This is a genomic window from Streptomyces sp. NPDC056734, from assembly GCF_042790455.1.
GTDB lineage: Bacteria > Actinomycetota > Actinomycetes > Streptomycetales > Streptomycetaceae > Streptomyces.
Map to the genome: position 1 here is coordinate 204,096 of NZ_JBHTZD010000004.1, position 19,668 is coordinate 223,763.

Annotated in this window: 15 protein-coding genes, 1 pseudogene and 1 riboswitch; of the genes and pseudogenes, 13 read left to right on the forward strand and 3 right to left on the reverse strand. The window is 72.1% G+C overall.

Annotated elements, in window-relative coordinates:
• Window positions 1-18 precede the first annotated feature (18 nt).
• From ACFRFC_RS07320 to ACFRFC_RS07360, 9 genes and pseudogenes are all read left to right on the forward strand, one after another.
• Window positions 19-1,092: a polyprenyl synthetase family protein gene (locus ACFRFC_RS07320; RefSeq protein WP_382686609.1), complete on the forward strand. Its 1,074-nt coding sequence runs from the start codon at window positions 19-21 to the stop codon at window positions 1,090-1,092.
• 119 nt (window positions 1,093-1,211) lie between these two features.
• Window positions 1,212-3,293, forward strand: coding sequence for a squalene--hopene cyclase (shc, locus tag ACFRFC_RS07325; RefSeq protein ID WP_382686606.1), 2,082 nt, complete (start codon window positions 1,212-1,214; stop codon window positions 3,291-3,293).
• Window positions 3,293-3,934, forward strand: coding sequence for a 1-hydroxy-2-methyl-2-butenyl 4-diphosphate reductase (locus ACFRFC_RS07330; RefSeq protein WP_382686603.1), 642 nt, complete (start codon window positions 3,293-3,295; stop codon window positions 3,932-3,934). Before shc ends, ACFRFC_RS07330 begins: the two co-directional genes overlap by 1 nt.
• A 5-nt stretch (window positions 3,935-3,939) precedes the next feature.
• The gene (hpnH, locus tag ACFRFC_RS07335; RefSeq protein WP_382686600.1) at window positions 3,940-4,962 is read left to right on the forward strand and encodes an adenosyl-hopene transferase HpnH; all 1,023 of its coding nucleotides are present in this window, start codon (window positions 3,940-3,942) and stop codon (window positions 4,960-4,962) included.
• 4 nt (window positions 4,963-4,966) lie between these two features.
• A complete protein-coding gene (gene ispG, locus ACFRFC_RS07340) occupies window positions 4,967-6,124 on the forward strand; it encodes a flavodoxin-dependent (E)-4-hydroxy-3-methylbut-2-enyl-diphosphate synthase (protein WP_382686597.1) in 1,158 nt (385 codons plus the stop codon).
• Window positions 6,125-6,206: 82 nt separating this feature from the next.
• A pseudogene (gene dxs, locus ACFRFC_RS07345) lies at window positions 6,207-8,102 on the forward strand (1-deoxy-D-xylulose-5-phosphate synthase); the annotation flags it as partial.
• A 221-nt stretch (window positions 8,103-8,323) separates the two neighbouring features.
• On the forward strand, window positions 8,324-9,733 hold the full coding sequence (locus tag ACFRFC_RS07350) for an aspartate aminotransferase family protein (RefSeq protein WP_382686594.1): 1,410 nt from the start codon (window positions 8,324-8,326) through the stop codon (window positions 9,731-9,733).
• Window positions 9,734-9,810: 77 nt separating this feature from the next.
• Window positions 9,811-10,431: a helix-turn-helix domain-containing protein gene (locus ACFRFC_RS07355; protein ID WP_382686592.1), complete on the forward strand. Its 621-nt coding sequence runs from the start codon at window positions 9,811-9,813 to the stop codon at window positions 10,429-10,431.
• Entirely contained in the window at window positions 10,428-10,562 is a 135-nt protein-coding gene (locus tag ACFRFC_RS07360; RefSeq protein WP_382686589.1) for a DUF6126 family protein, read from the forward strand. Before ACFRFC_RS07355 ends, ACFRFC_RS07360 begins: the two co-directional genes overlap by 4 nt.
• Window positions 10,563-10,594: 32 nt before the next feature.
• Here the strand turns inward: ACFRFC_RS07360 and ACFRFC_RS07365 are convergent, their stop codons facing one another.
• Complete coding sequence (locus ACFRFC_RS07365) at window positions 10,595-11,392, reverse strand: tyrosine-protein phosphatase (protein WP_382686586.1); 798 nt, start codon at window positions 11,390-11,392, stop codon at window positions 10,595-10,597.
• Window positions 11,393-11,814: 422 nt separating this feature from the next.
• Window positions 11,815-12,012, forward strand: a riboswitch (cyclic di-AMP (ydaO/yuaA leader).
• Between the two features lie 4 nt (window positions 12,013-12,016).
• Here ACFRFC_RS07365 and ACFRFC_RS07370 point away from each other — a divergent pair.
• Window positions 12,017-13,036 (forward strand): peptidoglycan DD-metalloendopeptidase family protein, encoded by a 1,020-nt coding sequence (locus ACFRFC_RS07370; protein ID WP_382686583.1) that lies wholly within the window; start codon window positions 12,017-12,019, stop codon window positions 13,034-13,036.
• A 240-nt stretch (window positions 13,037-13,276) separates the two neighbouring features.
• The gene (locus tag ACFRFC_RS07375; protein WP_382686580.1) at window positions 13,277-14,071 is read left to right on the forward strand and encodes an SGNH/GDSL hydrolase family protein; all 795 of its coding nucleotides are present in this window, start codon (window positions 13,277-13,279) and stop codon (window positions 14,069-14,071) included.
• A gap of 17 nt (window positions 14,072-14,088) precedes the next feature.
• Here ACFRFC_RS07375 and ACFRFC_RS07380 read toward each other — a convergent pair whose 3' ends face one another.
• Both ACFRFC_RS07380 and ACFRFC_RS07385 read right to left on the reverse strand, forming a co-directional pair.
• Window positions 14,089-14,688: a TetR/AcrR family transcriptional regulator gene (locus ACFRFC_RS07380; RefSeq protein ID WP_382686577.1), complete on the reverse strand. Its 600-nt coding sequence runs from the start codon at window positions 14,686-14,688 to the stop codon at window positions 14,089-14,091.
• A gap of 580 nt (window positions 14,689-15,268) precedes the next feature.
• Window positions 15,269-16,447, reverse strand: coding sequence for a Glu/Leu/Phe/Val dehydrogenase dimerization domain-containing protein (locus ACFRFC_RS07385; protein WP_382686987.1), 1,179 nt, complete (start codon window positions 16,445-16,447; stop codon window positions 15,269-15,271).
• A gap of 171 nt (window positions 16,448-16,618) precedes the next feature.
• Between ACFRFC_RS07385 and ACFRFC_RS07390 the strand changes: the two genes are divergently transcribed.
• Together ACFRFC_RS07390 and ACFRFC_RS07395 are read left to right on the forward strand one after the other, a co-directional pair.
• Window positions 16,619-17,875 (forward strand): MBL fold metallo-hydrolase, encoded by a 1,257-nt coding sequence (locus ACFRFC_RS07390; RefSeq protein ID WP_382686575.1) that lies wholly within the window; start codon window positions 16,619-16,621, stop codon window positions 17,873-17,875.
• Window positions 17,876-18,127: 252 nt separating this feature from the next.
• On the forward strand, window positions 18,128-19,636 hold the full coding sequence (locus tag ACFRFC_RS07395) for a hypothetical protein (protein ID WP_382686984.1): 1,509 nt from the start codon (window positions 18,128-18,130) through the stop codon (window positions 19,634-19,636).
• Window positions 19,637-19,668 lie beyond the last annotated feature (32 nt).

Below are 19,668 nucleotides of genomic sequence, written 5' to 3' on the forward strand. Positions count from 1 at the left end.
GCGACAAAAGGAGAGACTGTGCCCACTGTGCCCCCGGCCCCGAAGGCCGCTGGACGGCCCGCGGTGGACGTGACCGCGCTGCTGGAGCGCGGCCGGACCCTGGCCACGCCGGTACTGCGGGCGGCCGTGGACGGCCTGGCCCCGCCCATGGACACCGTCGCCGCCTACCACTTCGGCTGGATCGACGCCCAGGGCCGGCCCGCCGACGGCGACGGCGGCAAGGCGGTGCGCCCCGCCCTCGCCGTGCTCTCCGCCGAAGTCACCGGCGCCCCGCCCGAGACCGGCGTGCCCGGCGCCGTCGCCGTCGAACTCGTGCACAACTTCTCCCTGCTGCACGACGATCTGATGGACGGTGACGAACAGCGCCGCCACCGCGACACCGTGTGGAAGGTGCACGGCCCCGCCCAGGCGATCCTGGTCGGCGACGCCCTGTTCGCGCTGGCCAACGACGTACTGCTGCAACTGGGCACCGTCGAGGCCGGCCGCGCCACCCGCCGGCTGACCACCGCCACCCGCGCCCTGATCGACGGGCAGGCCCAGGACATCTCCTACGAGCACCGCGACCGGGTCAGCGTCGAGGAGTGTCTGGAGATGGAGGGCAACAAGACCGGCGCCCTGCTGGCCTGTGCCAGCTCCATCGGCGCCGTGCTCGGCGGCGCGGACGACCGCACCGCCGACACCCTGGAGAAGTACGGCCACCACCTGGGCCTCGCCTTCCAGGCCGTGGACGACCTCCTCGGCATCTGGGGCGACCCGGAGGCCACCGGCAAGCAGGCGTGGAGCGATCTGCGCCAGCGCAAGAAGTCCCTGCCCGTCGTCGCCGCGCTCGCCGCCGGCGGCCCCGCCTCCGAGCGGCTCGGCGACATCCTCGCCGCGGACGCCAAGGCCAGCGACTTCGAGAACTTCTCCGAGGCGGAGTTCGCCGCCCGCGCCGCCCTCATCGACGAGGCCGGCGGCCGGGAATGGACCGCCGCAGAGGCCCGCCGTCAGCACGTCACCGCCATCGAAGCCCTCGACGCCATCGACATGCCCGACGCGGTGCGGGCACGGTTCACGGCGCTCGCCGACTTCGTCGTCGTACGAAAGAGATGATCACTATCGGTCGAACCATCCTCGCGTAGTCGCCGGCCGGTACAGCGAGCAGAGCGAGCGTACCGGCCGACGGCGGACCCAGCAGACGCACCACTTGCACACTGCACGAAGGGGAAGCCATGACAGCGACGACCGACGGAAGCACCGGGGCCCTGCCGCCCCGCGCTGCCGCGGCCAGCGAAAGCACCACCCCCGTCGCGGCCGGGGTCCAAGATGCCGCACGGCGCGCGACGTCGCGCGCCACGGATTTCCTGCTCTCCCAACAGGACGCCCAGGGCTGGTGGAAGGGCGACCTGGAAACCAATGTCACGATGGACGCCGAGGATCTGCTGCTGCGTCAGTTCCTCGGCATCCGCGACGAGTCCACCACCCGCGCCGCCGCCCTGTTCATCCGCGGCGAGCAGCGCGAGGACGGCACCTGGGCCACCTTCCTCGGCGGACCCGGCGAACTGTCCACCACCATCGAGGCGTACATCGCCCTCAGGCTGGCCGGGGACGCGCCCGATGCCCCGCACATGGCGCGGGCGGCGGCCTGGATCCGCACCCAGGGCGGCATGGCAGGCGCCCGGGTCTTCACCCGGGTCTGGCTCGCCCTGTTCGGCTGGTGGAAATGGGAGGACCTGCCCGAACTCCCGCCGGAGATCATCTACTTCCCGAAGTGGGTGCCGCTCAACATCTACGACTTCGGCTGCTGGGCCCGGCAGACGATCGTGCCGCTCACCATCGTCGCCGCCAAGCGGCCGGTGCGCCCGGCGCCCTTCCCGCTCGACGAACTGCACACCGACCCCGCCCGGCCCAACCCGGTCAGGCCGCTGGCCCCGGCCGCCAGCTGGGACGGCCTCTTCCAGCGGCTCGACAAGGCGCTGCACGTCTACCACAAGGTCGCCCCGCGCGCCCTGCGCAAGGCGGCCATGAACACCGCCGCCCGCTGGATCATCGAGCGGCAGGAGAACGACGGCTGCTGGGGCGGCATCCAGCCACCCGCCGTGTACTCGATCATGGCCCTGCATCTGCTCGGCTACGACCTCGAACACCCGGTGATGCGGGCCGGACTGGAGTCCCTGGACCGCTACGCGGTGTGGCGCGAGGACGGCGCCCGGATGATCGAGGCGTGCCAGTCCCCGGTCTGGGACACCTGCCTGGCCACCATCGCGCTCGCCGACGCGGGCGTCCCCGCCGACCATCCGCAACTGGTCAAGGCCGCCGACTGGATGATCAGCGAACAGGTCGTGCGGCCCGGCGACTGGTCGGTGCGCCGGCCCGGACTGCCGCCCGGCGGCTGGGCGTTCGAGTTCCACAACGACAACTACCCCGACATCGACGACAGCGCCGAGGTCGTCCTCGCGCTGCGCCGGGTCCGTCACCCCGACAAGGAGCGGCTGGAGCGGGCGGTCGCGCGCGGGGTGCGCTGGCAGCTCGGCATGCAGTCCAAGGACGGGGCCTGGGGCGCCTTCGACGCCGACAACACCAGCCCGTTCCCCAACAAGCTGCCCTTCTGCGACTTCGGCGAGGTCATCGACCCGCCCTCGGCGGACGTCACCGCCCATGTCGTGGAGATGCTCGCCGTCGAGGGGCTGGCCGACGATCCGCGCACCCGGCGCGGCATCGCCTGGCTGCTCGCCGAACAGGAGCCGGACGGCTCGTGGTTCGGGCGCTGGGGCGTCAACTACATCTACGGCACCGGCTCGGTGGTGCCCGCCCTCACCGCCGCCGGCATCCCCCGCTCGCACCCGGCGATCCGCCGGGCCGTGGGCTGGCTGGAGGCCGTGCAGAACGAGGACGGCGGCTGGGGCGAGGACCTGCGCTCCTACTCCGACACCAAGAGCTGGAGCGGGAGCGGCGCCTCGACCGCCTCGCAGACCGCGTGGGCGCTGATGGCGCTGCTCGCGGCCGGCGGGCGGGACTCCAAGGCCGTCGAGCGGGGGGTGCGCTGGCTCGCCGAGACCCAGCGGGAGGACGGCTCCTGGGACGAGCCGTACTTCACCGGCACCGGCTTCCCCTGGGACTTCTCCATCAACTACCACCTCTACCGGCAGGTCTTCCCGCTCACCGCCCTCGGCCGCTATGTCCACGGCGACCCCTTCGACGTGCCCGGGAAGAACCGGCCCGCGGGGGCCGCGAAGGGCCCCTCGGCCCGCGTGGGGGAGAGCCCCCGCGCCCAGGCCGGAAAGGGCTCGCTCGCCGGGGCCGGGGAGGGCTGATGGGCCGCCAGCCCGGCGCCGCGCCGCTGCTGATCGCCTGCGCGCTCGGCATCGAGCGCCTCGCCCTGCGCCTGGGCGAGCGCGGCGGCGCGAGCGGACCGGTCACCGTCGTGCGCACCGGCATGGGGCCCCGGGCCGCCGAACGCTCCGTGGGCCGGGTCCTCGCCGATCCGGCCCTCGCCGGGGCCGCCGTGCTCGCCACCGGCTTCTGCGCCGGACTCGCCCCCGGTATGCACCCCGGTGATCTGGTCGTCGCCGAGGAGACCCGCGACCCGCGCGGGACCGTGATCTGCGCGGGCACCGCATCACTCGTCAAGGAACTGACCCGGGCCCTGCCCGGCCGCACCGTCCACACCGGCCCGCTCACCGGCTCCGACCATGTCGTACGCGGGCCGGAACGGTCCGATCTGCGGGCCACCGGCGCGATCGCGGTCGACATGGAGTCCGCCGCGACGCTGCTGAGCGCCGTCCGCGCGGGCGAGCGCCCGGTTGCGGCCGTCCGGGTGGTCGTGGACGCTCCAGAACATGAACTCGTCCGGATCGGCACGGTGCGCGGTGGAATATCAGCTTTCCGCGTCCTGCGTTCCGTACTACCGACGTTCTTCGAATGGCACCGTAATGTGCTGCTCCCCAGGAGGTGAGCCCGATGGCCATGCCGCTGCGCCAGTCCATCAAGGTCGCTACATACTTGGCCGAACAGAAGCTGCGCCGGCGCGACAAGTTCCCGCTGATCGTGGAGCTTGAACCGCTGTTCGCCTGCAATCTGAAGTGCGAGGGCTGCGGCAAGATCCAGCACCCGGCCGGGGTGCTCAAGCAGCGCATGCCGGTCGCCCAGGCCGTGGGAGCCGTCCTCGAATCCGGCGCCCCGATGGTGTCCATCGCCGGTGGCGAGCCCCTGATGCACCCGCAGATCGATGAGATCGTGCGTCAGCTGGTGGCCAAGCGGAAGTACGTCTTCCTGTGCACCAACGCCATGCTGCTGCGCAAGAAGATGGACAAGTTCACGCCCTCGCCCTACTTCGCCTTCGCCGTGCACATCGACGGCCTGCGCGAGCGCCACGACGAGTCGGTGGCCAAGGAGGGTGTGTTCGACGAGGCGGTGGCCGCCATCAAGGAGGCCAAGCGGCGCGGCTTCCGGGTCACCACCAACTCGACCTTCTTCAACACCGACACCCCGCAGACCATCGTCGAGGTGCTCAACTTCCTCAACGACGACCTCAAGGTCGACGAGATGATGATCTCGCCCGCCTACGCCTACGAGAAGGCCCCCGACCAGGAGCACTTCCTGGGCGTGGAGCAGACCCGGGAGCTGTTCAAGAAGGCGTTCTCCGGCGGCAACCGGCGCAAGTGGCGGCTGAACCACTCCCCGCTCTTCCTGGACTTCCTGGAGGGCAAGGTCGACTTCCCCTGCACCGCCTGGGCGATCCCCAACTACTCCCTGTTCGGCTGGCAGCGCCCCTGCTATCTGATGAGCGACGGGTACGTGCCGACGTACCGCGAACTCATCGAGGAGACCGACTGGGACAAGTACGGCCGGGGCAAGGACCCGCGCTGCGCCAACTGCATGGCGCACTGCGGCTACGAGCCCACCGCCGTCCTCGCCACCATGGGCTCGCTCAAGGAGTCGCTGCGGGCCATGCGCGAGACGGTCAACGGGAACCGGGACTGACGCGATGACCGCCATTTCCTTGGGCGTTCCCGAGGTACCGGTCCGGCCGGTCGCCGAGCGGCGGGTGTCGCGGCGGATCCAGGTCGGACCGGTGGCGGTCGGGGGCGGGGCCCCGGTGTCGGTGCAGTCGATGACGACGACCCGTACGTCGGACATCGGTGCCACGCTCCAGCAGATCGCCGAGCTGACCGCGTCCGGCTGCCAGATCGTGCGGGTGGCCTGCCCGACCCAGGACGACGCCGATGCCCTCGCGACGATCGCGCGCAAGTCGCAGATCCCGGTGATCGCGGACATCCACTTCCAGCCGAAGTACGTGTTCTCCGCCATCGAGGCGGGGTGCGCGGCGGTCCGGGTCAATCCGGGCAACATCAAGCAGTTCGACGACAAGGTCCGTGAGATCGCGAAGGCGGCCAGGGAGCACGGCACGCCCATCCGCATCGGGGTCAACGCGGGCTCCCTGGACCGGCGGCTGCTCCAGAAGTACGGCAGGGCGACCCCCGAGGCCCTGGTGGAATCGGCCCTGTGGGAGGCGTCCCTCTTCGAGGAGCACGACTTCCGGGACATCAAGATCTCGGTCAAGCACAATGACCCGGTCGTGATGATCGAGGCGTACCGGCAGCTCGCCGCCCGGTGCGACTACCCCCTCCACCTCGGTGTCACCGAGGCGGGCCCCGCCTTCCAGGGCACCATCAAGTCGGCCGTGGCCTTCGGCGCCCTGCTCTCCGAGGGCATCGGCGACACCATCCGGGTCTCCCTGAGCGCGCCGCCCGCCCAGGAGGTCAAGGTCGGCCTCCAGATCCTGGAGTCGCTGAACCTGAAACAGCGGCGGCTGGAGATCGTCTCCTGTCCGTCCTGCGGACGCGCCCAGGTCGATGTCTACAAGCTGGCGGACGAGGTCACGGCCGGTCTCACGGGCATGGAGGTGCCGCTCAGGGTCGCGGTGATGGGGTGTGTGGTCAATGGCCCCGGCGAGGCCCGTGAGGCCGACCTCGGAGTCGCCTCCGGCAACGGCAAGGGCCAGATCTTCGTCAAGGGCGAGGTCATCAAGACCGTCCCCGAGTCCAGAATCGTGGAGACCCTCATCGAGGAGGCGCTGAAGATCGCCGAGCGGATGGAGCAGGACGGCGTGGGGTCGGGGACGCCGGCCGTCACCGTGACGTGAACGGCACGTGTGACAGCACGGGTTGAACAGGACGGGTCGGATTGCACGTGTGTGAAACAGCACGGACCGAAGGGGGCCGAGCGTGACGATTCTGGAGTCCATCCGGGGACCACGCGATCTGAAGGCGCTGACCGAGGCGCAGCTGGCTGAACTGTCCGGAGAGATCAGGGAGTTCCTGGTGCAGGCGGTCGCCAGGACCGGCGGGCATCTGGGACCCAATCTGGGCGTGGTGGAACTCACCGTCGCGCTGCACCGGGTCTTCGAGTCACCGCTCGACCGCATCGTGTGGGACACCGGCCACCAGAGCTATGTGCACAAGCTGCTGACCGGCCGCCAGGACTTCTCCAAGCTGCGCTCCAAGGGCGGCCTGTCCGGCTATCCCTCGCGCGAGGAGTCCGAGCACGACATCGTCGAGAACAGCCACGCCTCCACGGCGCTCGGCTGGGCCGACGGTCTCGCCAAGGCCCGCGAGGTGCAGGGCGAGCAGGGCCATGTCGTCGCGGTCATCGGCGACGGGGCGCTGACCGGCGGCATGGCCTGGGAGGCGCTCAACAACATCGCGGCGGCCAGGAACCGCCCGCTGATCATCGTCGTCAACGACAACGAGCGCTCCTACGCCCCCACCATCGGCGGCCTCGCCAACCATCTCGCCACCCTGCGCACCACCGACAGCTACGAGCAGGTGCTGGCCTGGGGCAAAGAGGTCCTCCAGCGCACGCCCGTCGTCGGCGCCCCCGTCTACGAGGCCCTGCACGGCGCCAAGAAGGGCTTCAAGGACGCCTTCGCCCCGCAGGGCATGTTCGAGGACCTGGGCCTGAAGTACGTCGGCCCGATCGACGGCCACGACCTGGGCGCCGTCGAGTCCGCGCTGCGCCGAGCGAAACGTTTCCACGGCCCGGTCCTGGTGCACTGCCTCACCGAGAAGGGCCGCGGCTACGAACCGGCGATCGCGCACGAGGAGGACCACTTCCACACCGTCGGGGTGATGGACCCGCTCACCTGCGAGCCCCTGACCCCCTCTGCCGCGCCCTCCTGGACGTCGGTCTTCGGCGAGGAGATCGTGGCGATCGGCGAGGAGCGCGAGGACGTCGTGGCGATCACGGCGGCCATGCTGCACCCGGTCGGCCTCGGCGCCTTCGCCGAGCGGTTCCCGGACCGGGTGTGGGACGTCGGCATCGCCGAGCAGCACGCGGCGGTCTCGGCGGCGGGCCTCGCGACCGGCGGACTGCACCCGGTGGTCGCCCTGTACGCGACCTTCCTCAACCGCGCCTTCGACCAGCTCCTCATGGATGTCGCCCTGCACCGCTGCGGGGTGACCTTCGTCCTGGACCGGGCCGGGATCACCGGCACCGACGGCGCCTCCCACAATGGCATGTGGGACCTGTCCGTGCTCCAGGTCGTGCCCGGTCTGCGGATCGCCGCGCCACGCGACGCGGATCAGCTGCGTGCCCAGCTGCGGGAGGCGGTCGCCGTGGACGACGCGCCGACGCTGGTCCGTTTCCCGAAGGAGTCCGTCGGTCCGTCGATCCCGGCGGTCGACCGGATCGGCGGGATCGACGTGCTGCACCGGCCCGACGGGCCCGGCACGGCGCAGGTGCTGCTGGTGGCGGTCGGGGTGATGGCCCCGGTGTGTCTCAGGGCCGCCGAACTGCTGGAGGCCCGCGGCATCGGCTGCACGGTCGTGGACCCGCGCTGGGTCAAGCCCGTCGATCCCGCGCTGCCCGCGCTCGCCGCCGGGCACCGGCTGGTCGCGGTGGTCGAGGACAACAGCCGCGCGGCCGGTGTCGGCTCGGCGGTGGCGCTCGCGCTGGGCGACGCCGAGGTGGATGTGCCGGTACGGCGCTTCGGCATCCCCGAGCAGTTCCTCGCCCACGCCAAGCGCGGCGAGGTCCTCGCGGACATCGGGCTGACGCCGGTGGACATCGCGGGGCGGATCGGGGCGAGCCTGGCGGGCGCCGAGGGCGCGGCGAGGGGCCCGAGCCGCGCCGCCAACGGCACGAGCGACACGAGCGGTACGACGCCGCAGGGCACCCCTCGTACCGCGAACGGCACCTCGCGCGCCACCCCCACGACGACGACCGCCGTTAAGAACGTTAAGAGCGCCACGAACGCCAAACCCGTCAAGAGCGACGCCAAGCCCGGGAAGACCACGAAGAATGTGAAGAGCGTGGAGAAGCCGCCGTCCGAGGAGAGCCCGCGATGAACAGCGCGGAAGGAGCGGCCGGGGGCGGTGGGTTCGATCTCGCCGCGCTGCTGGCCGGGCGTGGCGCCGAGCGCTACGAGCTGCACAGCCGGTATCTGAACCACCAGCTCCCGCGCATGCTGCACACCATCGGCTTCGACAAGGTCTACGAGCGGGCCGAGGGCGCCTATTTCTGGGACACGGACGGCGCGGACTACCTGGACATGCTCGCCGGGTTCGGGGTGATGGGCCTGGGCCGGCATCACCCGGTGGTCCGCCGGGCGCTGCATGACGTCCTGGACGCCCAGCTCGCCGACCTGACCCGCTTCGACTGCCCGCCGCTGCCCGGTCTGCTGGCCGAGCGGCTGCTGGCGCACAGCCCGCACCTCGACCGGGTGTTCTTCGGCAACAGCGGCACGGAGGCCGTGGAGACCGCGCTGAAGTTCGCCCGCCGCGCCACGGGCAGGCCCAGGATCCTGTACTGCGAGCACGCCTTCCACGGGCTGACCACGGGTTCGCTGTCCGTCAACGGCGAGGACGGCTTCCGGGACGGCTTCGCCCCGCTGCTGCCCGACACGGCCGTCCCGCTCGGCGATCTCGACGCCCTCGCGCGCGAGCTGAGGAAGGGCGACGTGGCCGCCCTGATCGTGGAGCCCATCCAGGGCAAGGGGGTGCACACGACGCCGCCCGGCTATCTGCGGGCCGCCCAGGATCTGCTGCACCGGCACAAGGCGCTGCTGATCGCGGACGAGGTGCAGACCGGCCTGGGCCGCACCGGCGACTTCTACGCCTATCAGCACGAGGAGGGCGTGGAGCCGGATCTCGTCTGCGTGGCGAAGGCGCTGTCCGGCGGCTATGTGCCGGTCGGGGCCACGCTCGGCAAGGACTGGATCTTCAAGAAGGTCTACTCGTCCATCGACCGGGTGCTGGTCCACTCGGCGAGCTTCGGCGGCAACGCCCAGGCCATGGCGGCGGGCCTCGCGGTCCTGTCGGTCATGGAGAACGAGCGGATCGTGGCCAACGCGCGCGCGACCGGCGACCTGCTGAGGTCCCGGCTGGCGGCACTGGTCGACAAGTACGAGCTGCTCGCCGATGTGCGCGGGCGGGGCCTGATGGTCGGCATCGAGTTCGGCCGGCCCAGGTCGCTGGGGCTGCGCGGCCGCTGGACCATGCTCCAGGCGGCCCGCAAGGGCCTGTTCGCGCAGATGGTGGTCGTGCCGCTGCTCCAGCGGCACCGGATCCTCACCCAGGTCTCCGGCGACCATCTGGAGGTGATCAAACTGATCCCGCCGCTGATCGTGGGGGAGCGGGAGGTCGACCGGTTCGTGGACGCCTTCACGGAGATCATGGACGACGCGCACAGCGGTGGCGGGCTGATCTGGGACTTCGGCAGGACGCTGGTGAAGCAGGCGGTGGCCAACAGGTGACAGGGAGTTCCTTCGGCGCCTCTTGTCTCTGAGGCAAGGAATTTGCCTTAGAGGTAAGAATCGGGCTCAATAGAGACATGAGCCACCCTCACGACGTCGGGCCGGAGGCGGCCGAGCCGCTGCCGGCCGTCGCCCCGCAGCTGCGCGCCCTGCGCCGCCGGGCCTCGCTCACCCTGGAGGCCGCGGCCCGCGCCGCCGGACTGTCGCCCGCCCACCTCTCCCGGCTGGAGACCGGCGGGCGTCAGCCCTCGCTCCCCATGCTGCTCTCCCTCGCCCGTGTCTACGGTACGACGGTCTCGGAGCTGCTCGGCGAGAGCGTCCCCGACCGGGACGCCGTCCTGCGTGCCGCCCACAAGGATCCGACCGAGGCGGGCGGCTGGACGTACTGGCAGGCCGGGGCGCCCGGCCGGGGCATGCAGGCGCTGCGCGTCCAGGTGCCGTACGGCTCCCAGGGCGACATCGTGCGGGTGCACCCCGGCGAGGAGTGGCTGTACGTCCTCACCGGCCGGCTGCGGCTGCGCCTCGGGGACTCCGCCCATCAGCTCGGTGCCGGGGACAGCGCGCACTTCGACTCGCTGACCCCGCACCGGATCGCCGCTCAGGACCCGGACGGGGTCGAGCTGCTGTTCGTCCACACCCTCTTGCAGAGCCCCACGGCCGCGCTGTGTCTCGGCCCGATCACGGGAGAAACGCCATGAGTGAGCCCAAGGCGATCAAGCCCAAGGAGAAGCGGCACCTCGGTGTCTGGCTGCGGCTGTTCATCTATGTCGTGGCCGGGCACGTCTTCGCCACGTTCCTGTATCTGCTGTTCGAGGTCGGCGGGAAGTAGCCCGGCGGCCGGGCGGTGAGGCGGGGCGGGGCTCAGTCGAGCAGCCGTTCCCGCAGCCGGTCGCGCCGCTCCGGGGTGATCCGCAGGGCCCGCTCCAGATAGGCGTCGACGCCGCCCCACGTCTCGTCGATGGTGTCGATCGCCGCGGTCAGATACTCGGCGCGCGCGTCGAAGAGCGGGCTGATCAGCTCCATGACCTCCGGGGCGTAGGCGGAGGGGGAGGTGCCGCTGCGGCGCACCTTGTAGCGGCGGTGGGTGGCGTTGGACTCCAGGTAGTCCGCGAGGATCGCCTCGCGCTCCACGCCGACCGCCAGCAGGGTCACCGCGATGGACAGGCCCGCGCGGTCCTTGCCGGCCGCGCAGTGCATCAGGGCCGGGACGCTGTCCTCGGCGAGGGCGTGCAGCACCCGGGAGTGCTCGGCGGTGCGCTCCTTGATGATCACGCGGTACGACTCGACCATCCGGTTCTCCGCCCGGCCCCCGGAGAGGATCTCCCGCAGCAGGGCCACATCGCCGTCCCGGATCATCTTCCAGAACTCGGCGCCGTCGGCGGGGTCGCTCAGCGGCAGGTTCAGATTCCGCACGCCGGGCAGCTCGACGTCCTGGCCTTCGAGGCGCTGGTCCGCGGCGTTGCGGAAGTCGAAGACGGTGTGCAGCCCGAGGGTGGACAGGAACGCGGTGTCCTCGGGGGTCGCGTGCGCGAGATGGCCGCTGCGGTACAGCACTCCGTGGCGCACCCGGCGGCCGTCCACGGTCGGCAGTCCGCCGACGTCGCGGAAGTTGCGGACTCCGGCCAGTTCGGGCTCGGTCGAGGGGACCTGTTGCGTCACGGGGGCTCCTCCCAGTCGGCTGGTCCACCCGGCTCCGTTGCCGGGCGGCAGCTGCACCACGACGATACGACATGACGAAACGGCCGAAATGGCGACAAAGTTGGCCGAGGGGTCTTCTGTGGCGCATCCAGGACCCCTGTCCGAATTGAAAGCCTAAGTGGCCTTGATGACAACTCGCCATAACTCGCTGCGGAATAAAGAAAGGTGGAGCGGGGTCACGTGAGCAGCGTCATATCCGTGACCGTGTGTCGCCCGTCATGCTCACGTAATCAACATGTTCTTCAAGGGTCTTTGAGCGATTCGACAGGGTCATTGCGACAGAGGGTGACCGGGAATTCCCCCCGCGGATCAAGAAGATGGCCTTCGGGTGGAACCCCTTGCTTGTCCCTTTGCGTCCTGGTCGCTTACGTTCGCCACCGAATCCGGGCGGAACGCCGAATCCTGCCGCCGTCCGGAACCCGCACTAACCCACCCGTGTTCGGCAGGAGCGGGGGACCCACAGGACTTCACCGCCTGTTCCGGTCTCCGGAACGGCTAGGGGTTTAGTCGCGCAATTTCCCGCGGCCGGGCATCTCCAGCCCGCACCCGACAGCTCACCTCGCAGGCGCCGGAGAGGAATTCGTCATGCCCGCGAAGGGTAAGCACCGCCGTCCCAGGACCCTGCGTCTCACACGCACCATCGCCGTCGCCGGAACCGGCGGCGCCGCACTCGCCCTGCCGCTCATGGGGGCCACCGGCGCCCACGCGGCCACCGGTGAGTCGGTCCCGCAGAAGCCCGCCGGCTCCGTCACCGCCGCCGCTCCCGCCTCGGCCCCCCAGCAGGCCGTCACACAGGTCGCCGACCAGCAGTCCAGCGCACCGCAGACGAGCGTGCGGACCTACTCCGTGAAGGTGGGCGACTACCTCGCGAAGATCGCCGACGAGCAGGACATCAGCGGTGGCTGGCAGCAGATCTACGAGGACAACCGCGAGGCCGTGGGCGGCGATCCGTCGCTCATCCACCCTGGCCTGAAGCTCACCCTCGGCGCCCAGGCGGCCACGGACACCAGCGCGTCCGGCACGCCGAGCACCCAGTCCTCGGGCTCCACCGATTCCCAGGCGTCGGACGACGCGGCACAGCAGGACGAGTCGTCATCACCGTCCTCTTCGTCGTCCTCTTCGTCCTCTTCGTCCTCGGCGTCCGAGGCCCCGGCCGCCGAAGAGAACACCAGCGCCGGCACGAGCACCAGCACCGGCGCCTACAGCCTCCCGGTCACGGGCGGCGGCATCGGCACCCCCTACCACCAGACCGGCAGCATGTGGTCCAGCGGCTACCACACCGGTGTCGACTTCACGGTCCCCACCGGCACCTCGCTCAAGGCCGTCGGCGCCGGTACGGTCGTCTCGGCCGGCTGGGGCGGCGCGTACGGCAACGAGGTCGTCATCAAGCTCGCCGACGGCTACTACGCCGAGTACGCCCATCTGTCCTCGCTGTCCGTCTCGGCGGGTCAGTCCGTGACCGCCGGGCAGCAGATCGGTCTCTCCGGCGCGACCGGCAATGTCACCGGCCCGCACCTGCACTTCGAGATCCGCACCGGGCCCGCCTACGGCTCGGACGTGGACCCCGTCGCCTACCTGCGCTCCAAGGGCCTCTCCGTCGGCTGAGGCACCGCCGCGCGTCCACTCCGAAGGCCGGACCCCCGATCCCCGGGTCCGGCCTTCGGTGCGTATCGCTTCGGTCACTTCTGAGGGTCCGTCGGATGTCCAGATATTCCGTGCTTGACCAAGGTTTGGGCCGTGGGTTATCTCACCGCCCGTCAACCCCGTATTACGGTCGCGTAGGTCACATTCGAGGAGGAATCATGGCTCGATGTGGCAGACGATTCGAAGAATGACAGTGGATCAGTGATCGGGTCGTACGTGGCGCTGGGGGACAGCTTCACCGAAGGTGTGGGCGACCCCGGCCCCGACGGGGCGTTCGTCGGCTGGGCGGACCGGTTCGCGGTGCTGCTCGCGGACCGGTGTCCGGAAGGCGACTTCAACTACACGAACCTCGCGGTGCGGGGCAAACTGCTCGATCAGATCGTGACGGACCAGGTGCCGCGGGCCGCGGACCTCGCGCCCGATCTGATCTCCTTCAGCGCGGGCGGCAATGACATCCTGCGCCCCGGCAGCGACCCGGACGACGTCGCCGAGCGCTTCGAGCGCGCGGTCGCCGTCCTGACCGGGACGGCCGGCGCCGTCCTGGTGACGACCGGCTTCGACACCCGCGGGGTGCCGCTGCTCAAGCATCTGCGCGGCAAGATCGCGACCTACAACGGACATGTCCGGGCCGTGGCCGACCGCTACGGCTGCCCGGTCCTCGACCTGTGGTCCCTGAAGTCCGTCCAGGACCGCCGGGCCTGGGACGACGACCGGCTCCACCTCTCCCCCGACGGCCACACCCGGGTGGCCCTGCGGGCCGGCCAGGCACTCGGCGTCGAGGTCCCGGCCGACCCCGAACAGACCTGGCCCCCGCAGCCGCCGCGCGGCACGCTCGATGTCCGCCGGGACGACGTCCACTGGGCCCGCGAGTACCTGGTGCCCTGGATCGGCCGCCGGCTGCGCGGCGAATCCTCGGGCGACCATGTGACGGCCAAGGGCACGCTGTCCCCGGACGACATCAGAACCCGCATCGAGTCGGGGGCGCGGGTGGCCTGACCGGCCGGGACCGGCTCTCAGGGCGGGTCCAGACCCAGTTCGCGGGCCAGGGCCTCGTCCACCCACTGCTGTGCGCGGGTGCGGGAGACCGCGCCCGCGTACGACGTGATCTGTACGGCGAGCCCGTCCAGCAGGGCCGTCAGGCGCAGGGCGGCGGCCGTGGGGTCGGGGCAGCGGAACTCCCCGGCGGCCACGCCCTCCGCGATCACCCCGGCGATCGCCGCCTTCCACTCGCGGTCCAGCTCGCGGGTGACCTCCTGGAGGGCGGGTTCGCGCAGCGCCACGGCCCAGCCCTCGATCCACAGCCGCCAGCCCTTGGCCTGCCCGGTGGGGGCGTACCAGCGCACCGCCGACCGCAGCCGGCGCAGCGCGCTGGTCCGACGGCCGAGCAGGGCGCGCAGCTGCGCGAGATCGTCCTGGGCGGCGTGCGTGAACGCGGCGGCGACGAGCTTCTCCTTGGTGGAGAAGTGGTACAGCACGAGCGCGTTGCTCACCCCGAGCGCCGAGGCCACGTCGGCGATCCGCACCGCCGCGACGCCCCGCGCCTCGATCTGCTCGACGGCGGCCCGCAACATCTCCTCACGCCGCTCCGCCACACTCAACCGCACTCTCGCCACGGCGGTCACCCTATCGCCCGGGGTGACGGGGGCGGGTGGGGCGGAGTTTGGGGGTGTGCCGCTGGGGGCTTGGGTGTGGTTGACGGGGGCGGGGGGTTTGGCCTTGCCGGGGTGCCGGCGTCAGTGGGCTGGGTGGGCGGTGGGGGGCGTGGCGGTGAGGTGGCGTGGTGGCCCGGCGGTCCGGTGGCCTGGTGCCCTGGCGGTGCGGCGCCCCGGTCCGGCGGCCTGGCGGCCGGGCTCCGCTTGGCCTGGTCAGGGGGTGGGTGTGGCGGAGTACGGGGGTGTGCCCCCTGTGCGCTCGGGTGTAGCTGGCTAGGCGGCGGATTCTGTTCCTCCAGGGGCGTCGGCCTCAACAGTCCGGCCCGGCGGCCTGGCCCGGCCCACCTCAGCTCGGCCTGGCTCGGCCCCGCCAAGCCCTGCTCGCCGCGCCCCGCCCCGCCCCGCCCCGCTAGGCATGGCTCGGCCCGCTCGGCCTGGCAACCGCCCAGCCCAGCCCAACCCGGCCCGGCCCAGCCCAACCCGGCCCGGCCCAGCCCGACTCGGCCTCGCCCATCCCGCCCCAGCCCGGCGCAGCCGTGGGTCAGCGGTACCAGCCGTATCGGTCCGCGATCACCGGCAGGCGTTCCGCGACGAGGGTGTGCGCGGCGGCGCGGGGGGTCGTGCCGTTGTGGTCCGCGCGGGCCAGTGTCAGTTCGACCAGGGCCCGCATCGAGCGCCGGATGTGCGCGAAGGCTTCGCCCGCGTCGGGGCCGATGTCGCCGAACAGGGTCCACCACCACCAGGCATTGGTGCCGGAGTTCACCACCACGTCCGGCAGCACGGTGACGCCCCGCGCGGCGAGCAGTTCCTCGGCCGCCCCTGTCACCGGCATGTTGGCCGCCTCCACGATCCAGCGGGCGGTGACCCGGTGCTGGTTCGTGGCGTCGATCGCGTACGACACGGCCGCGGGCACGAGCACCTCCGCGTCGGCCGACAGCCAGCCGTCGGCGGGCAGTTCACGGTCCTCCCGCCGCAGCGCCGTACGGTCGACCGTCCCGTAGGCGTCCCGGGCGGCGAGCAGCGCCTCCACGTCCAGGCCCGCCGGATTGGCGATGGTGCCCAGCACATCGGCGACGGCGGTCACGGTGAGCCCCGCGCGGGCCAGGAAACGGGCGGTGGCGCCGCCCATCGTGCCCAGCCCCTGCACCGCCGCGCGCGTGCCCGCGTACGGCACGCCCGCGCGGTCCAGCGCCGTGAGCGCCGACTCGGCGACGCCGCAGCCGCCGACCAGTTCGTCCAGGCCGATGCCGTCCACCTCCACGGCGAAGGCGTCCGCGAGCCGCTGCCGCGCGGCGCTCTCGTCGTCCAGCAGCGGATGCACCGCCTGCACCGAGGACACGAGCCCCGCCTCGGCCGCCGCCCGGTCCACCAGGTCCTGGGTCAGGCCCAGGTCCTCACCGGTGGTCCAGCAGCTCTCGATGTACGGCCGCATCGCACGCAGGTAGCGCACCAGCAGGCCGTACGCCTGAGGAGAGCGCGGATCGCAGTCGATGCCGCCCTTGGCGCCGCCGAGGGGGACATAACGGGACCCGGGGTCGTAATGCAGCGCCTCTTTCATGGTCATGCCACGGGCCAGGCCGGTCACCTCGTCGAGCGTGCACCCCTCGCGCATGCGCAGCCCGCCGCTGGCCACACCCCGCACCAGCCGGTCCACGACCAGATAACCCGTTCGGCCGGTGACATGGTCGGTCCAGGTGAGGGACAGCAGAGGGGCCGGCACAGCGGCCGGCACAGGGGCGGACATGGGGGCTGGCATGGGGCTCCTAGGCGGATGCACTGATCCTATTACTGAATGATCGGTCAGTATCGAAGCTTCGCTCGGGCAGCGTCAATCGGGGTTGTCGGAGGGGGCGACCATAATGGAGATCTCAGCGACTCCACTGGAGGTAATGTGGCCGGCTTCCGTTCCCCGGACTCCGGGCTGCGCGCGTTGCGGCCCGAGGCGTTCGGCGCGGACCCGAGCGGTGAGCGTCTGGCGCGGATCCGCAGATCACCCCACTTCAGGGACGGGGTCTTCCAGAACCCGGGCGGTGTCGCCCGCACCAGCCCGTCGTCCCTGCTCGGCATCGCGAAGCAGTACGCCGACAAGGAGGCCCGGCGCCGCCGCTCCCCCTTCGCCGCGCCCCCGGTGCACGCCACCACCCTCGCCGACATCGCCCGGCCCCCGGCGAGCGGGCTGCGGCTCACCTGGATGGGGCACTCAAGCGTCCTCGCCGAGATCGACGGCGCGCGGGTGCTCTTCGACCCGGTCTGGGGCGAGCGCTGCTCCCCGTTCCCCTTCGCCGGGCCCAAGCGGCTGCACCCCGTGCCCGTGCCGCTCACCGCGCTCGGCCCGGTCGACGTGATCGTCATCTCCCACGATCACTACGACCATCTGGACCTGCCCACGATCAAGGCGCTGGCCGGCACGGACACCGTGTTCGCCGTGCCGCTCGGCGTCGGCGCGCACCTCGAACACTGGGGCGTCGCCGCGAGCCGCCTGCGCGAGCTGGACTGGCACGAGTCGACCGAGGTCGCGGGCCTGACCCTCACCGCCACCCCGGCCCGCCACTTCTGCGGACGCGGCCTGCGCAACGGCCAGCACACCCTCTGGGCCTCCTGGGCCGTCGCCGGTGAGCGCCACCGCATATTCCACAGCGGTGACACCGGCTACTTCGCGGGCTTCAAGGACATCGGCGCCGATCACGGCCCCTTCGACGCGACGATGATCCAGCTCGGCGCGTACAGCGAGTTCTGGCCCGACATCCACATGACCCCCGAGGAGGCCATGCGCGCCCACCTCGACCTCCAGGGCGGCCGGCCGCACGGCGTTCTTCTCCCCATCCACTGGGGCACCTTCACCCTCGCCGCCCACCCCTGGGCCGAGCCCGCCGAGTGGACGGCCGACCTCACCGTGACCACCGGCCAGCCCGCCGCCTTCCCCCACCCCGGCCGGCCCTTCGAACCGGCGGGCACCCTCCCGGTGGACCGGTGGTGGCGGACGGTGTCGGCGCGCATCGAGCGGCCTTGGCGGGAGCGACCCGGGACGGGCTCCCAGGCCCCCTCGGACGTGGCCTCGGGGGCCGACGATGAGGGCGACGCCGACGGTACGGGTACGGGTACGGCTCCGAGTGCTCGGGGCGGGCTGGATCTGGCCGGGGACCGGTGACGTACGGGAGGTGCGGTGCGGTGAGGTGAGCCAGGGGCCTTGGGCCTGGGGCGGGGCGGGGGTGGGGCCCGGACGGTGACCCGATCGGTCGCCGCCCTCGCGGAACCGCCCCTTTGGCAACGCCCGCCCCTGCCCCAGGTCCCGCCTGGGTTCCGAATCGGATTCCCGGCCCGTGTGGTTGGGGTGGCGGGTCGCCCAGCTTGGAGGGGCAGGTGAGACCGCGTTCGGAAGGTCGTGATCGTCGTGGCTCGGATGCTGGGGCATTTCGGTGCCGATATCGCCCCGTACAGGTTGCGGGCCGTGGCGGCGGACGGCGGGCAGGTGCGGCGGGGGCCCGGGTGGGGACTGGTCGGTGGGCGGGGGACGGCCGGGGGCGGGGTGGCGGTCGCGCTCGCCGGGCGGCTGGACATCCGGCTGCCGCTGCTCAGCAGGATCGAGGCGGCGGGCGGTGCCGTGGCCGACCGGAACCAGGCGGCGGTGCTCAAGGGGGCGTACGAGGCGGACGGGACCGGGTTCGCCGCCCGGCTCGACGGCTCGTACGCCGTCGCCGTCGTCGACACCCGGGCCGCGCCCGCCGTGGTGCTGGCCACCGACGACGCCGGGACGACCCCGCTGTACTACCACTGGGACCCCGGTCGTGAGCTGCTGCTCTTCGCCACCGCCATCCCGGATCTGCTCGCCCTGCTGCCGCACCGCCCCGCCCTGTGGGAGCCCGGACCGGACGCCTACCTCACCGTGGGCGCACCGCTCGACGGGGAGACCCTGATCGACGGGGTGCGCTCGCTGCCGCCCGGTACGACGGCGGTCTGCACCCGGGCCGAAGGGCTCCGGCTGATCCGGCGTGGGACAGCCCTCCCGGGCCGGCCGGCCCCGTCCACCGCCGCCGCCCAGCCCGCACCCCCGTGCGTGGACTGTCTCCCGGACACCCTCCGGCACCTCCCGGACCTGTTGCCCGCCCTCGCCTGGAGCCTGGGTCAGCCCGACCCCGACCCGGCCGCGCTCACCTCGTACGCCCTGTACGCCTCGGCGCACCGGGCGGGTCTGCGCAGCGCCCCGGCGGCCGACACCGTGGACGAGATCGTCCGGGGCCGGGGCCGGGTGGAGGCGGCCGACGGGGGCGCGGCGGACGGGATCGCACGGTACGTGGACACCCTCGGCCCCGTTCCCGCGCGGGCCCGCTTCGGGCTCTACAGCAGCGACTACCGCGCGTATCTCGCCGATCGCGGCGACACGGCACTGCGGCTGACCGAGCGGCTCGGCGAGCAGGCGGTGCGCGGGACGCGCCGCACGGCACTCACCGGGTTCGAACTGGACGTCCTGCTGCCGGCCCGCGGTCTGCGGCGTACCGCCCATCTCAGCGGTGCCCACGAGGTGCGCGCGACGCTCCCGGGCGGCCCGCGCCGGACCTGGTCGGCCGCCACCACGGCCGTGCCGGAGTGGTACCGGACCGCCCGCCGGACGACCTCCGCGCGCACCCTGCTCGCCCACGACACCGCGCTCACCGGCCTCGTCCGTGAGGTGCTGTCGGCCGAGCGGCTCCGGCGGGCCGGGATGTTCGACGCGGGGGCGGTGCGGCGGCTGCTCGACGCACAGCTCACCCACCCCTGCGACCGGCTCGCCGGAACCGTCTGGGCGCTGCTGATGTTCGAGCTGTGGCGCGAGGAGTACGCCGTCACGCCCCACCGCACCGCCCGCTCCGCGGTCCTCGCCCGCACCCCCGCCGATCTGCCCGCCCTCGGCCACCGGACCGTGGCGATCTAGGCCGGCGGTGGCCCGGGGCCCCGGGGCCCTTC

Coding starts and splice junctions, on each gene's coding strand:
- ACFRFC_RS07370 (WP_382686583.1), top strand. CDS start 12,017: ATGCCCGCGAAGGGTAAGCACCGCCGTCCCAGGACCCTGCGTCTCACA.
- ACFRFC_RS07350 (WP_382686594.1), top strand. CDS start 8,324: ATGAACAGCGCGGAAGGAGCGGCCGGGGGCGGTGGGTTCGATCTCGCC.
- ispG (WP_382686597.1), top strand. CDS start 4,967: ATGACCGCCATTTCCTTGGGCGTTCCCGAGGTACCGGTCCGGCCGGTC.
- shc (WP_382686606.1), top strand. CDS start 1,212: ATGACAGCGACGACCGACGGAAGCACCGGGGCCCTGCCGCCCCGCGCT.
- ACFRFC_RS07330 (WP_382686603.1), top strand. CDS start 3,293: ATGGGCCGCCAGCCCGGCGCCGCGCCGCTGCTGATCGCCTGCGCGCTC.
- ACFRFC_RS07360 (WP_382686589.1), top strand. CDS start 10,428: ATGAGTGAGCCCAAGGCGATCAAGCCCAAGGAGAAGCGGCACCTCGGT.
- ACFRFC_RS07355 (WP_382686592.1), top strand. CDS start 9,811: ATGAGCCACCCTCACGACGTCGGGCCGGAGGCGGCCGAGCCGCTGCCG.
- hpnH (WP_382686600.1), top strand. CDS start 3,940: ATGGCCATGCCGCTGCGCCAGTCCATCAAGGTCGCTACATACTTGGCC.
- ACFRFC_RS07395 (WP_382686984.1), top strand. CDS start 18,128: ATGCTGGGGCATTTCGGTGCCGATATCGCCCCGTACAGGTTGCGGGCC.